The sequence below is a fragment of the Ensifer adhaerens genome, assembly GCF_000697965.2.
Taxonomy (GTDB): domain Bacteria; phylum Pseudomonadota; class Alphaproteobacteria; order Rhizobiales; family Rhizobiaceae; genus Ensifer; species Ensifer adhaerens.
Genome location: NZ_CP015881.1, coordinates 794,006 through 808,448, shown reverse-complemented (window position 1 = coordinate 808,448; position 14,443 = coordinate 794,006). Strand labels below are relative to the sequence as shown.

Here is a 14,443-nt window from a genome sequence, read left to right as displayed (position 1 = left end):
CCTCCTCCGTCTTGCGTTGCTGTGTCGACGCAAAAGGTAGGCGGGGAAGATTGGAACGATAAGACCTCGATTTCGATCCATACTGGTAAATCTGACTAACCAGTCGGAATACTGTTCAGTGGCACGCTCATCGCGACCATGTCAGTTATGACAGGCGAATTTGTTCTCTCGGGTACGGGCCCTTGGCGTGATTGCGGCGGCACCACCGTTTGACTTCGAAATCACTTACAAAAACGCGCCAGCCTCGCGGCTCAGCGTGTCGATCAGCAGGCAGACACCGGGCAGCATGCCGCGGCTCGCAGGATGTATCAGCGAAATATCCAGTCCGGGGCCGGCCCAGCCAGGCAATATCTGTATGGCGGTTCCCTCGGCGACCATCCTGCGGCCGATGACGGTTGGCAGGCGGCCGATGCCGATCCCGGCCTCGATAGCCTCCGAGATGCCGCGGACGCTATTGGCACACATGCGCGGCTTGAACTCAACCTTCACCGGGTCTTGCGCCGCATGGTGGAGTGTCCAGGTCTGGCTTTCGCCCGGTGCGATCTGCTCGTCGATCAACTGATAGGTTGTTAGGTCGGAAGGCAGCTGTGACATGCCCTGTGCCGGGAACAGCGCCGGTGCTGCAAAGATAGACGCTTCGGTGCGTCCGATCTTGCGGGCGATCAGGGACGAATCCTCGAGATTGCCGACCCTCGGGAACATTCCGTCGACCTCGGCATGGACAATCTCCAGATGATCCGCAACGCCCAATTCCCGCCGGCGCTATCGCCGCCGGCCGTGCAGCCACAGGAACGCTTCATCGCGGGCGGCGAGGGAAATCCGAAGCTGCGGGTCGTCGTCCTGGATCCGGCGCCGGAGCGCCCGAACAAGCCGGCAATCCAGCATCTTCACGGTGGTGGACTGGTCGTTGGCAAGCCCGAAGTCGCCGTTCCCGAACTGCAGCAATTGTCCGCGGAACTGGGCGCGCTTATCGTTTCGGTCGACTACCGCCTTGCACCCGAGCATCCGTTCCCGGCTGGGCTCGACGACGCATACGCGGCGCTCGGCTGGTTGCATCAGGCTGCGGTCGAGCTTGGCGTTGATAGGAAGCGGATCGCCGTGATGGGCGAGAGTGCCGGCGCCGGGCTTGCCGCTGCCGTCTCGCTGAGGGTACGTGACCGCGGCGAGTGGCCGATCCGCTTCCAGTTGTTGCGTTATCCAATGCTCGACGACCGCACTGTGTTGCGCTTGCCACCGGCTCACGTCGGAACCTTCATCTGGAACGCGCAGTCGAATGCTTTTGGCTGGACTTCCCTGCTCGGTCGCAAGCCGCTGATGGCGGAACCACCGGCGGAGGCGGTTCCGGCACGTGCCGTCGATCTTGCCGGCCTGCCATCCACCTGGATCGGCGTTGGCACACTCGACCTGTTCGCACAGGAATCGATACATTTCGCATCCCATTTCGTCGTGGCCGGCGTGCCGGTCGAAATGTCCGTGGTTCCCGGCGCCTATCACGGCTTCGACACGATGGTACCGCAGGCGCGCATCTCGGCGGATTTCATCGCCGGCTGGAAATCGGCGCTGAGCCGATCTTTGGAAGTCGACTAAGGGGCAGGCGCACTGCACGGTTCGCGCCGCATGACTGCCAGGGCGCAAGAGGCTTTCCGCCCGAAGGCGGCATCTCGCTTGACGACCGCCGCCATTTCTTCCGATAGGGTCAATCTACGAGCAGGTGTGCGGGGAGGTGGCGACTGTGGCAATGCTCTTTGTTCCGGGCTTCATGCTCGACGCCGATCTCTGGCGCGATGTGGTTCCCGCACTCGGCGAGTACGGTCCCGCGACCTATGCCGACCTGTCGCAAGACGGCTCGATCGAAGCCATGGCCCGTCGCACGCTGATGGATGCCCCGGATCGCTTCATACTCACCGGTTTCTCCATGGGAGGCTACGTCGCCCGGGAAATCGTCCGGCAGGCGCCCGACCGGGTGACCGCACTGATCCTCATTGCCACGTCCGCGCGCGGCGACAGCGACGTCGAGCGCCAGCGAAAGGCTGTCGTCGCCGGGCAGGCCGCTGGCACGGCATTCAAGGGGCTCAGCCGATCGGCTATCCTCTCGTCCCTGCACCCCGACAATGCGGGGCGGACCGATATCCTCGATCGCATCCAGGTGGCAGGCCATCGAATGGGAGGCGACGCCTTTCGCCGACAAGCTCTCATCGAGCGGAGGGACGAACGGGACGCTCTGGCGTCGATCCAGTGCCCAAGCCTGGTCATTGCCGGCGAAGAGGATCGGTTGAGGTCGCGCGCCGAAACGCTGGAGCTTCACAATGGGCTCGTCGGCTCAAGCTTCGAGGTCGTCGCCGACACTGGCCACATGGTCCCGATGGAAGCGCCGCAACGCCTCGCCACCATCATTCGGGAATGGCTCGCTCAACAGAAGGCCGAAGCGTAACGCGCCCGAGCCAAACTCCACCGTTCGCCTCCCGTTGTCACCCAATTCTTGCCGTTTGCAGCCCTGGCCGTTCCAAATCCGGCGGGTGTCACGCTTGGGCTGAGGACGCTTTGGCAGTCTCGCCAAGCAGGACGTTCCACGGAGGAGAAGGATAGCAACCCGGCATTTCCGCTCACCCTCCACTTCGGTTACAGGACAGCTAGAAGAACGCTGTTGACAAAACACACCGATGACTGGCAAATGTCAGAAATGTACAGAGGACGCGGGTTGTCGGTTGGTTTCAGGGGAGACAGGAGCCTGGAGCCGAAGAACCGGGAAGCATTTCCGTCTGCACAGATGCCAGCATGGGAGGGGACATCGTGGCTTTTCAGATGGATCGGCAGCTCGGCTTTCTCGCCACTGTGAACGTTGCCGCCATTGTCGCCGGTGCGATACTCGTCGGCGCGAGTTTCGTCGAGCTCTATAACTTCCAGTCCATGGCGTCGCAGGTCCCCGAACTGGGGTTCCTCGCCCTTGGCGTCATGCTGGCCATGATGTCCGGCAACGGCGGCATCGACCTTTCCGGCATCGCGCTTGCCAATCTCTCGGGCGTTGCCGCCTACTACTTTCTGCGCGACGTGATTCCCGCCGACGAGGCTCCGCTTCTCTTCACCTGGAGCCTGATCGGCTTAGCGCTTGGCGTCGGCCTTGTCGGCGGCATGCTGAACGGTTTCCTGATCGCGAAGGTTGGATTGACGCCGATCATCGCCACGCTCGGCACGCAATTGCTCTTTACCGGCCTGGCGATCGTTCTCACCAATGGTTCGGCGCTCAGCATCGGCTATGTCGAGCCGCTCGACGATTTCGGTAATGCCACGATCCTGAGCGTGCCCCAATGCTTCGCTCTGTTCCTGGTCGTCGCGCTCGCGATCGGCGCCATCCTGCGTTTCACGCCCTTCGGCCAACGTCTGCTTCTGCTCGGCAACAATGCCAAGGCCGCGCGCTACGCGGGCATCCCGGAAAAGCGCATCCTGTTCCTGACCTATACGGTTTGCGGGCTATTGGCGTCGGTTGCCGGCATCGTCATTGCCGCGCGCACCTCGAGCGTGAAGTGGGACTACGGCACCTCGTATGTCCTCATCGCTATCCTGATCGCCGTCATGGCCGGGGTTCGCCCCGAGGGCGGCTATGGGCGAGTCATCTGCGTCGTGCTTTCGGCAACGTCGCTGCAGATGCTCTCCAGCCTCTTCAACTTCATGAACATCTCGAACTTCTTCCGAGACCTCGCCTGGGGCGTTCTTCTGCTCGTTTTCATCGCCACCTCCGGCTTCGACTTCAAAGCCTGGTTCAGGGCGGCCCGCAGCTAAACCCCGTTTCCGCCAGGGCCGGGCGCGAGCCTTCGCGCGCCACAGCTCTTTCCTTTCGAAGGCGCAATGGGAGGAACTATGCCTGATTTTCGTAAAATTGCCGCCTGCACCGTGGCTCTCAGCACCATCTGGAGTGCCGCGGCTGCCATGGCCGAGGAGAAGCCGAGCATCGTGACCGTCGTCAAGGTCACCGGCGAGAATTGGTTCACCCGCATGGCCGAGGGCGTCGCCGCCTATGGCAACGACAACGATACGGTTGCCACGAGCCAGATCGGCCCGGGCAAGGCGGATGCCGCCCAGCAGGCACGCCTGATTGAGGACCTTGTCGCCAAGAAGGTCAGCGCGATTGCCGTCGTGCCGATGGATGCGTCGTCGCTCGAAGGCGTGCTGAAGCGCGCCGCCCAGCGCGGCATCAAGGTGGTGACCCACGAGGCCGACAGCATGAAGAACACGCTCGTCGACATCGAAGCCTTCGAGAACAAGGCCTTCGGCGCCCGCTTCAACGAGAAGATCGCCGAGTGCATGGGCAAATCAGGAAAATGGACGTCCTTCGTCGGTTCGCTCGGCAGCCTGACGCATGTCCAGTGGGCTGACGGCGGCGCTGAAAACGCCAAGAAGTACCCAGAAATGGAGCTGGTCTCGGAGAAGAACGAATCCTTCAACGACGCCAACCGCGCCTATGAGAAGGCCCGCGAGATCCTGCGCAAGCACCCCGACATCAAGGGCTTCCAGGGCGGCTCCGCCATCGACGTCATCGGCATCGGCCGCGCCGTCGAAGAGGCCGGCCTGCAGGACAAGACCTGCGTCTTCGGCATCGGCCTGCCGAAGGATACCGGATCCTATCTTGAATCCGGCGCCGTCGATGGCATCAGCTTCTGGGATCCGAAGGATGCCGGCTACGTCATGAACAAGGTGGCCGACATGGTCATCAAGGGCGAAGAGATCAAGGACGGCATGGATCTCGGCGTGCCCGGCTACGAAAAGGTGACGGTCAAGAAGGGTGCCGGTGACGGTATCATCGTCGTCGGCGAAGCCTGGGTCGACGTCGACAAGTCGAACTACGGCAAATACCCGTTCTGATCGGTTCTGCCGATTAATGCCGTCGCGCCATAAACCGGCGCGGCGGCGTGACCCTCGAACGCCCTCATGCACCATCAGGACAAAGCCATGCAGCCCCAGCCCACTGGCGGTGAACCGCATCTCAAGCCCGCGACCCCTTTTCTGGAGGTGCGCAACATCGAGAAGCACTTCGGTGGCGTGCGCGCGCTCAAGGGCGTGAGCCTTTCGATCGAGGCCGGCAACATCTATCACCTGATGGGTGAGAATGGCTGCGGCAAGAGCACGCTCATCAAGATCATTTCCGGGGCTCAAGGGGCTGATGCAGGCGAACTATTGATCGACGGCAAGACGGTCACCGGACTGACACCGGTCGCAGCCCTCGCTGCCGGCATCGAAACGGTCTATCAGGATTTCTCGCTGCTCCCCAATCTCTCCGTCGCCGAGAACATCGGCCTGACTCAGCAGTTGGTGTCCTCGTCGGGCAAGCTTGCGCGGCGGCTCGACATACCGAAGATGCGGGCGACGGCCGAGCGCGCCCTTGCGGCCGTCGGCCTGCCGGCGAGCAGGACCTTTCTTTCAACGCGGACGGACGAGTTGCCGATGGCGACGCGGCAGCTGATCGCCATTGCCCGCGCAATCGCCTCCGACGCCCGCCTCGTCATCATGGACGAGCCAACGACCGCGCTGACCAAACACGAGGTCGACAATCTCATCGGCGTCGCCGACCGCCTGCGCGCCAAGGGCGTGGCCGTGCTGTTCGTCACCCACAAGCTCGACGAGTGCAAGTCGCTCGGCGGGCGGGCGATCATCATGCGCGATGGCCAGAAAGTCGCCGAATGCGACGTCGAGGATCATTCGAAGGCCGATCTAGCCTTCTGGATGACAGGCAAAGTGCTGGACGACACCCGCCAGCGGTCCGCCGTCACGCTCGGCGAGAAGCTGCTCAATGTCGAAAAGCTCTCACGAACCGGATTTTTTGCAGACGTGTCCTTGTCGCTGCGCAAGGGCGAGATCATCGGCATTACCGGTCTGCTCGATTCCGGGCGCAACGAACTGGCGCTTGCGCTCGCCGGCGTTTCGCCGGCCGACGGCGGCGGTGTATTTCTCGAAGGCAACGAGATCCGCCTTGGCAAACCCGCCGATGCGATCGCTTCCGGGATTGGCTACGTTCCCGAGGACCGGCTCTCGGAGGGATTGTTCCTTTCGCAATCGATCAAGGACAATATCGTGGTTCCGGTCCTCGACCGGCTGCGCAATGCCTTCGGCATCGTCGACGGGCGCCGCAGCCGAGCGCTCGCCGAGCGCACGGTCGACGACCTTCAGGTCGTCTCGGCCGGCGTCGACAAGCCGGTGCAGTCGTTGTCCGGCGGCAACCAGCAGCGCGTGCTCATCGGGCGCTGGCTGACGATCGAACCAAAACTGCTCATCCTGCACGGCCCGACCGTCGGCGTCGACGTCGGCTCCAAGGACACGATCTATCGGATCATCCAGCGGCTCGCCGGCGACGGCATGGGCGTCATCATCATCAGCGACGACCTGCCCGAACTGCTGCAGAACTGCGACCGCATCATGGTCATGCGCAAGGGTCGAGTCGTCAAAACCTTTGCCGCCGAGGGGCTGGCGGAAGACGTTCTCTCCCGCGCGCTGACCGACGATACCATTGCGAGGCTTCAATGAGCGAAACCACCTTCTCCCCGGCAGAACCCCGGTCTGAAAGCGCGGGCGCCGTTGCCGGCATCTGGACGTGGCTCATGCGCCACCCACCGGCCTTCACGCTGATCCTGATCGTCGCGGTTTCGCTCGTCGTCGGTGCAATCAACACGGACTTCTGGCAGGTGTCGAACCTTTTCGACATCCTGCGTGCGTCCGTCGTCCGCGGCCTCTTCGCGCTCGGCGTGCTCGTCGTCCTTGCTTCCGGTGGCATCGACGTCTCGTTCACGGCGATTGCCGCCTTCGTCATGTACGCCGTCACCATGCTGGTCGTGAATGTCGTGCCCGACATGCCGATCGTCGCGATCCTTGCGCTCGGCGCGGTCGGCGGCGCCTGTTTCGGCGCGCTCAACGGCGTTCTGGTTCATGCCCTGAAAGCGCCATCGCTGATCGTGACGATCGGCACGCAATATGTCATCCGCAGCTTCTTGCTCACCTTTGTCGGCACGGCGCTGTTCATGAACATTCCGGCGGCAATGGACGCGTTCGGAAAGCTTGCGCTCTTCACCCATCACAGCGCCAACGGTTCGACTTCGACGCTGCCGGCCTTCGTGCTCATCCTCGCCATCGCTTCGCTCGTCACCTGGTGGGTCCTTGAGCGCACCCTCATCGGCCGTGCAGTCTACGCCGTCGGCGGAAACGCCGGTGTGGCCGAGCGGCTCGGCTACAACCTGCGCACGGTCCGTATCTTTGTCTTTGCTTATGCGGGACTTCTCGCCGGCATCGCCGGGATCATTCACGTCTCCAGCAACCGCCTGGCGAACCCGTTCGATCTCGCCGGCGCCGAACTCGAAATCATCGCCGCGGTGGTCCTCGGCGGCGCGCGTATCACCGGCGGCTCCGGCAGCGTCATCGGCACGCTTCTGGGCGTCGTGCTGATCACGCTCGTCAGTAACGTCCTCATTCTCGTCGGCATTCCGAGCACCTGGCAGCTCGTCATCGTCGGCATTTTTATCATTCTCGCCGGCGGGATCTTCTCGATCCGCGGCAGACAATCCTGACGGCTGGCCCCGAGGCCGCCAAGCGCGGTCAGGGCCGGCGTCATTCGACAACCCTGTTTCCTTGAGAAAGGTTTGAGTGCATGGCGCACGATGTTTCGGTCATCGGACTTTACATTCTCGACATCCTCGGTCGCCCGGTCGATCGCATTCCCGAGGGCGGCAATGTCGAGTTTATCGACGAGATCCGCTTGACGGTTGCCGGTACCGCCGGGGGCACCGTCGTCGACCTTGCAAAGCTCGGTCTCAACTGCCTCGCGGTTGGCGCCGTCGGTGACGACGAGAAGGCCGATTTCGTGCTTTCGACCTTGCAGCGCTTCGGCGTCGATACGGCCGAGATGCAGCGGATCCCCGGCGTTCCGACGTCTGCCACGATCCTCAACATCCGCCGCAACGGCGAAAGGCCTGCTCTTCACGTCCGCGGCGCGTCCGGTCATTTCGAGATCGCAGCCGAAGCGCTCGATCGCGTGACGGCGGCGCCGATTGTCCACCTTGGCGGCACGGGCCTGCTCGACCGCCTCGACGGTGAGCCGAGCCGCGTGCTTCTCGAAGCGGCCAAGGCCAAGGACCGGATCGTCACCTTCGATCTGCTCGGCGCCAGTGAGAAGACGCTTTCCCTCATCCGCCCGCTCTTCCCCTATATCGACTACTTCATGCCGTCGGTGGAGGAGGCCATGCTGATTTCCGGGCGGAAAACCGCCGAGGATGCGGCGCTCTTCTTCTGCGATCTCGGTGTGAAGCATTGCGTTTTCACACTCGGCGGCGACGGCGTCTATTTCATGGATCCGGACCGAAAGACCGTGAAACTGCCGGCCTTCGAGATCGACGTCGTCGATACGACCGGCTGCGGCGACGCCTTCAATGCCGGTTTCATCACCGGCCTGCACCACAAAATGGACACGGAGACATCACTGAAGTTCGCGCAGGCCTCGGCCGCGCTGGTGGCGACCGGTCTCGGTTCTGATGCCGGCATCACCTCCTTCGAGGGGACGCAGGCATTCATGCGCACCGCGCGCGTCAAGGCAAACTGACGGGCTGGCAGGGCGCTCCTGACGGAGCGCCTCAGACCCCTTCGGCCAGCAGCATCTCGGCGGTTTCGATGTCGGTGACAAGGTGAGTGGCGTAGCCGCCATTCATCGTCGCGCGGATTGCCGTTACCTTGTTCGCGCCGCCGGCGACACAGACGCGGCTCGGGATGCGCACGAGTTCGTCGAGCTCGATGCCCACCATGCGATCGTCGAGTTCGCCGCTCACCTGTCGGCCCGCCTCGTCGATGAACCGGCAGATCAGCACCGCGACTGCGCCGTGCGCCTGGTAGGAGTCGAAGTCCTCCTGGCTTGCGACATTGGCCGACCGGATCAGCGTGTCAGGACCGATATCGCCGACGCCGAAAACCAGGATGTTGGTCGAATGGATAAGCTCGAACTGCTTGACGAGCACCGGTTCGGAGAGAAGCCAGCGTTTCAGTTCCGGCGTCGACAGCAGCGCCGGCGCCAAAAGGTTGACGCAGCGCGCGTGAATGCGCTGGGACATCAGCGAGGTACAGAACTCCGGCGAGAATTCGGGATTGGCGATGGAACTACCCGAGACCTGGACGACAGTCAGCCCATCGAGTGCTTCGGCCAGCGAGATCTGGTCGGCGACTGCAAGTACGGTCCGTCCCCAGGCCACACCGATCGTGTCGCCTTGCTTGATCATGTCGGCAAGCAGGCGGGCGCCCGCCTCACCGAGCCGCGTCACCAGCGACGCAGGCTCTCCCGCGGGAATGACCAGCGCTCCTTCGAGCCCGAACTTCTCCTTGAGCTTGCGAGCCACGGCGACGCGTCCGCCGACATCGGTGTTGACGCGGATGGTGACGAGGCCGCGCTCGCGGGCCTCCTGAAGGTAGTTGACGATGGTCGCGCGCGACATGCCGAGGATCTTGGCGATGTCGCTCTGGGTCAGTTGATCGACGTAGTAGAGCCAGGCGGCCCAAACGACCCCGTCATCGAACTCGGGCGGCAACGACTTGCCTTCGCCGATCATCCAACTTGCCCGCGCGCTCTCCGTCATCCGTCACTCCGCTTGATACCGTTTGCGCCACCTCAAACCGGAAAAGCGGCTGCCGTCAAACAAATTCGAACGCTCAATTGACATTTGACACACTATGTTGTCATTTGTTTACGTTCCGTTGTGACGGACGATCGAGAACGGAATCGCGCTTGAGCACGCGGCCTCGAATGTGGCCGCATGGGCAGGCGAGACCGCGGCAGACAGGATCGGACCCGCGCCTCTTCGACGCGGCCCGCGCCAGACGCCGATCCCAAATTTCCCAAGCGGCCTTTCCCGTCAGCCTCCCGTGGCTCGGTGGGCATGGTCCCGCCATGTCATTTTTGTCCGGAGCCGTCGCAGGTGATGTCTGCCGGAAGCTGAGGAGCCTTTGCATGAAATCGAGATGGTCTGAAACCGAATATGCCAGTGTCGTCGACGCCTACGTCCGCAACGGCGTCAACCGCGACCTGGCGATCCGCACCTACACCACGCGCCTGCTCGGATCGGATCCGGAACTGGTGCTGCACGGCGGCGGAAACACGTCGGTGAAGACCACCTTTACCGATCTCGACGGTTCGGAAATTCCGGTTCTTTGCGTCAAGGGAAGCGGCTGGGACATGGGCACGATCGAACCGGCAGGACTGCCGGCCGTCCGCCTGCAGCCCCTGCAGGCGATGGTCGGTTTCCAGACGCTTAGCGACGACGACATGGTCATGCTGCAGCGCCGGTTGCTGCTCGATCCAGCGGCGCCCAATCCTTCTGTCGAAGCGATCCTGCACGCCAACCTGCCGTTCAAGCACATCGACCACACCCATGCCAACGCGATCGTATCGCTGACCAACCAGCCGCACGGGGAAGATATCGTTCGCGAACTCTTCCCCAAGGCGATCATCGTTCCCTATGTCATGCCCGGCTTCGATCTCGCAAAAGCCTGCGACGAGGCCTTCCGCGCCGATCCGACCGCCGACGGCATGATTCTCTTGAAGCACGGCATCTTCACCTGGTCGGAGGATCCGCGCGAAGCCTATGAAAAGATGATCGTGGCGATCGACATGGCCGAGCGCCGCATCGCCAAAGGCAATCCGCGCCCGTTCGTTCAGGCAAAGCAACCGGCAGCGATTGCGTCGGCCGCCGAAATCGCCCCGATCCTGCGGGGCGCCGTCGCCATCGACACCGGTGTCGAAGGCTCTCCGAAGCGCTTCGTGCTCGAACACCGCGCGAGCGAGACCGTGCTCGAGTTCTGCAACGCAGAAAACGCTGCCGATCTCGCGCGCCGCGGCAATGCGACGCCGGAACATGTCATCCACATCAAGCGCTTCGGACTGGCCCTGCCGGCGCCGGTTACCGGAGAAATGGCCACCTGGGCAGAGACGGTGCGCACGGCGGTGGCGGATTACATCGCCGAATACCGCGCCTACTTCGAGCGCAACAACGCGCGTGTTGGCGGCAACAAGAAGATGCTCGACCCGATGCCCCGCGTCTTCTACGTCGCCGGCGTCGGCCTCTTCGCAGCAGGTCCCAGCAAGAAGGCGGCACGCGTCGGCGCCGATGTCGCGGAAGCCACGATCAACGTCATCCGCAACGCCGAGGGCATCGAGAGCTTCGAGGCGCTGTCGGAACAGGATCTCTTCGACATCGAATACTGGTCGCTTGAGCAGGTGAAACTGGCGAAGCAGGTGGAAAAGCCGCTCAGCCGACAGGTCGCGGTGGTGACCGGTGGCGCCGGCGGCCTTGGCCTTGCGATTGCCGAGGCGCTGCGTGCGGAAGGCGCCGAAATCGCCCTCGTCGATCTTGCCGAAGCGGCGGTCACGAAGGAGGCCGCCCGGCTTGGCGGCCTTGGCGTCGCCTGCGACGTGACCAACCCCAAGGCCGTTGAAGCCGCTCTCGCCGGCGTTACCGAACATTTCGGCGGTGTCGACATCGTCATTTCGAACGCCGGCGCTGCCTTCCAGGGCGCCATGATCGAGGTCTCCGACGAACTCTTCGAGAAAGCCTTCGCGCTCAATTTCTGGGGGCATCACTACATTGCCCGGACTGCGACCAGGATCATGAAGGCGCAACGCACCGGCGGCGCGCTGGTGTTCAACGTCTCCAAGCAGGCGGTCAATCCCGGCCCCAACTTCGGTCCCTATGGCACCTCGAAGGCGGCGCTGATGGCGCTGATGCGGCAATACGCCGTCGAGCATGGCGCGGACGGCATCACTTCGAACGCCGTCAACGCCGATCGCATCCGCACCGGTCTCATGACCGACCAGATGGTCGAGGAGCGCAGCCGCGCCCGCGGCATCACACCGGAAGCCTACATGCGCGGCAATCTCGTTCATCGCGAAGTCGCAGCCAAGGATGTGGCCGAAGCCTTCGTGCATCTTGCCAAGGCACGCACGAGCACAGGCGCGGTCATCACCGTCGACGGCGGCAATGTCGCGGCGATGATGCGATAGCCAGATTGTGCGGCCGCGGTGAGCACCACCGCGGCCGTGCCCTGCGATATGAAGAGCATCGGCTCGACCTGCCGATTGTGTCGCCGTGGCGAAGAAAGTTCGACAACGCGACGGCCTAAGCCAACGGACAGCGAAGGTCTACCTGACGAGCTGGCGCCTGGGCTCCTAGATCCCGGAGCCGTCCAGTTCCTGTTCGTCCTCGCCTTCCCAGGGCAGGGGCATCGCGGCGCGATCGAGATTTGCCATGGGCATCGGCATCCAACACTTCAGCTCAGGCTCGGCATACTCGATGATGCGACCGGGCGAGGAATCGGAGGCGCGCCAGCCTTCGGACCCAAACTGATCACCCTTCGACCAATAGGCGAGATCGACTTCCGCGGCGCCTTGTTCGGACGGGCGGATCGTGACGAGGATCCGGCTCCCGTTTTTCGGCGCGCTTGCCATATGACGCCAGTGGTCCGCCTCAGCCATCATTACCCTCCTGCCTTGCTGCACCTCACAAGTTTCGCCTCGGCGCTTAAAACGGTCAACTCATTGTTTGCGTGGGCGAGGGGAGGAGGCAAGGCCAAGCGACAGACCTAGGCAAGCGCGGAACCGGGCTGGGTAATAGATGAGCGGGATGATCAGGTCTTCCTCGCCGTCCAAATGACGAATCCGAACTCGGACGCGGAAACCTGGCCGGCGAGGCTGTCGACCGCCGGCCGGCTTCGCCCGCAGTTCCCGAAATAGCGTCGGCGCCAGCAAACTTTACGGGATGGCGATGACCGCTTCGATCTCCACCTTCGCGCCCTTCGGCAGAGCGCTGACCTCGTAGCAGGCGCGTGCCGGGAACGGCTTGGTGAAGAAGCCCGCATAAACCTTGTTGATCTCCGCGAACTGTCCGAGGTCGGTGAGCAGAACCGTGGTCTTGACGGTGTTGGAAAGGGTCGTGCCCGCTGCGGTCGCAATAGCCCCAAGGTTCTTGAGGCACTGCTCGGCCTGCGCGATCGCGTCGTCCGAGTTGAACTCTCCGGTGGCCGGATCGATCGGAAGCTGACCGGAAACGAACAGGAGGTTGCCGACCTTGATTGCCTGTGAGAAGGGACCGACGGCACCCGGCGCGTCGGTGGTGTGGATTTCCTGGATCATGATCCGTCTCCGAGATTGGTGGTTGATTGGAACACGCTTATGCGTAGCGGGCGATCGCGAGATCGGTGGCGTCGATTTCCGGCTGGCGTCCGCTGACGAGATCGGCGATGACGCGGGCCGAACCGGAACTCATCGTCCAGCCGAGCGTACCGTGACCGGTGTTGAGATAAAGGCCGGCGACCTTCGTCGGGCCGATCACAGGCGTGCCATCCGGCGTCATTGGGCGAAGCCCCGACCAGAAGCTTGCCTTCGACACGTCGCCACCCGGGAAGAGATCGGTGACGGAGTGCTGGAGCGTCAGGCGGCGAGGCTCGCCGAGATCGTTGGTATAACCGGAGATTTCCGCCATGCCGCCGACGCGGATGCGATCGCCAAGCCTGGTGATGGCGATCTTGAAGGTTTCGTCCATAACGGTCGATTCCGGCGCGCGCGAAGCGTCGGTGATCGGGATCGTCAATGAGTAGCCCTTGACCGGATAGACCGGCAGACGGATGTCATGCGGCCTGACGAGGAGAGGGGAGAAGCTGCCGAGCGCCACGACGACGGCGTCGGCCTTGAGCGTGCCATGCGCCGTGACGACGCCCTTGATCCGGCCGCCTTCCACGTCGAGGCTGCGGATGATGCTGCCGTAGTTGAAGCGCACGCCGAGCGCTTCCGCCTTTTTCGCAAGTTCGTTGCTGAACTTGAAGCAGTCGCCGGTCTCGTCCTTCGGCGTCAGCAGGCCGCCGACGATCTTTTCGCGCACATGTTTTAGCGCCGGCTCGACGCGAATGCAGCCGTCGCGGTCCAGAACTTCGTAGGGAATACCGTCGGCGGCGAGCGCCTTGACGTCTTTGCCGGAGGCGTCGAGCTGGGCTTGGGTGCGGAAGAGCTGCAGCGTTCCCTGCATGCGCTCGTCATAGGCGATGCCGGTTTCAGCGCGCAGCGCGGCGAGCGAGATGCGGCTGTAGTCGGCAAGCCTGAGCATGCGGCTCTTGTTGATCGCGTAGCGCCCGGACGTGCAGTTCGAGAGCATCTTGATCATCCAGGAGATCATGGCGGCATCGACCTTGGGTCGAAGGATGAGCGGCGCGTGCTCCATGAACAGCCATTTCATCGCCTTCATCGGAATCCCGGGTGCTGCCCAGGGCGAGCAGTAGCCGAAGGAAACCTCGCCGGCATTGGCAAAGCTCGTCTCCAGCGCCGGTCCGGGCTGGCGATCGATGACGGTGACCTCATGTCCGCTCTTGGCAAGCTGGTAGGCCGAGGTGACGCCGACGATGCCGGCGCCGAGAACGATAACTTTCATGATGTCCTCAA

The 14,443-nt window shown here is 63.1% G+C and carries 13 protein-coding genes; 8 read left to right on the top strand and 5 right to left on the bottom strand.

What is annotated here, in order from left to right; all coding sequences use genetic code 11:
• Window positions 1-225: 225 nt before the first annotated feature.
• On the bottom strand, window positions 226-750 hold the full coding sequence (locus FA04_RS23320; protein ID WP_156553053.1) for a LysR substrate-binding domain-containing protein: 525 nt from the start codon (window positions 748-750) through the stop codon (window positions 226-228).
• Between FA04_RS23320 and FA04_RS23315 the strand changes: the two genes are divergently transcribed.
• The 7 genes from FA04_RS23315 to FA04_RS23285 all read left to right on the top strand — a co-directional run bounded on the left by FA04_RS23315 (window position 733) and on the right by FA04_RS23285 (window position 8,575).
• A complete protein-coding gene (locus tag FA04_RS23315) occupies window positions 733-1,587 on the top strand; it encodes an alpha/beta hydrolase (protein WP_167550713.1) in 855 nt (284 codons plus the stop codon). The genes FA04_RS23320 and FA04_RS23315 overlap by 18 nt on opposite strands.
• Before the next feature lie 151 nt (window positions 1,588-1,738).
• Window positions 1,739-2,431 (top strand): alpha/beta fold hydrolase, encoded by a 693-nt coding sequence (locus FA04_RS23310; protein WP_210337640.1) that lies wholly within the window; start codon window positions 1,739-1,741, stop codon window positions 2,429-2,431.
• A gap of 371 nt (window positions 2,432-2,802) precedes the next feature.
• Window positions 2,803-3,777 (top strand): ABC transporter permease, encoded by a 975-nt coding sequence (locus FA04_RS23305; RefSeq protein WP_034790394.1) that lies wholly within the window; start codon window positions 2,803-2,805, stop codon window positions 3,775-3,777.
• 78 nt (window positions 3,778-3,855) lie between these two features.
• The gene (locus tag FA04_RS23300; protein WP_034790392.1) at window positions 3,856-4,857 is read left to right on the top strand and encodes a substrate-binding domain-containing protein; all 1,002 of its coding nucleotides are present in this window, start codon (window positions 3,856-3,858) and stop codon (window positions 4,855-4,857) included.
• Between the two features lie 87 nt (window positions 4,858-4,944).
• The gene (locus FA04_RS23295; RefSeq protein WP_051659210.1) at window positions 4,945-6,513 is read left to right on the top strand and encodes a sugar ABC transporter ATP-binding protein; all 1,569 of its coding nucleotides are present in this window, start codon (window positions 4,945-4,947) and stop codon (window positions 6,511-6,513) included.
• 74 nt (window positions 6,514-6,587) lie between these two features.
• On the top strand, window positions 6,588-7,547 hold the full coding sequence (locus tag FA04_RS23290) for an ABC transporter permease (protein ID WP_234798819.1): 960 nt from the start codon (window positions 6,588-6,590) through the stop codon (window positions 7,545-7,547).
• An 80-nt stretch (window positions 7,548-7,627) separates the two neighbouring features.
• A complete protein-coding gene (locus tag FA04_RS23285; protein ID WP_034790386.1) occupies window positions 7,628-8,575 on the top strand; it encodes a carbohydrate kinase family protein in 948 nt (315 codons plus the stop codon).
• 31 nt (window positions 8,576-8,606) lie between these two features.
• Here FA04_RS23285 and FA04_RS23280 read toward each other — a convergent pair whose 3' ends face one another.
• Window positions 8,607-9,596 carry a sugar-binding transcriptional regulator gene (locus FA04_RS23280; RefSeq protein ID WP_226020752.1) on the bottom strand — a complete coding sequence of 330 codons (990 nt, stop codon included), beginning with the start codon at window positions 9,594-9,596 and terminating at the stop codon, window positions 8,607-8,609.
• Between the two features lie 371 nt (window positions 9,597-9,967).
• Here FA04_RS23280 and FA04_RS23275 point away from each other — a divergent pair, with 371 nt between their 5' ends.
• The gene (locus FA04_RS23275) at window positions 9,968-12,016 is read left to right on the top strand and encodes a bifunctional aldolase/short-chain dehydrogenase (protein ID WP_034790384.1); all 2,049 of its coding nucleotides are present in this window, start codon (window positions 9,968-9,970) and stop codon (window positions 12,014-12,016) included.
• Window positions 12,017-12,181: 165 nt separating this feature from the next.
• Here the strand turns inward: FA04_RS23275 and FA04_RS23270 are convergent, their stop codons facing one another.
• From FA04_RS23270 to FA04_RS23260, 3 genes are all read right to left on the bottom strand, one after another.
• A complete protein-coding gene (locus FA04_RS23270; protein WP_034790383.1) occupies window positions 12,182-12,487 on the bottom strand; it encodes a hypothetical protein in 306 nt (101 codons plus the stop codon).
• A 276-nt stretch (window positions 12,488-12,763) separates the two neighbouring features.
• A complete protein-coding gene (locus FA04_RS23265; RefSeq protein WP_034790381.1) occupies window positions 12,764-13,144 on the bottom strand; it encodes a RidA family protein in 381 nt (126 codons plus the stop codon).
• A gap of 37 nt (window positions 13,145-13,181) precedes the next feature.
• Complete coding sequence (locus FA04_RS23260) at window positions 13,182-14,432, bottom strand: D-amino acid dehydrogenase (protein WP_034790377.1); 1,251 nt, start codon at window positions 14,430-14,432, stop codon at window positions 13,182-13,184.
• Window positions 14,433-14,443 lie beyond the last annotated feature (11 nt).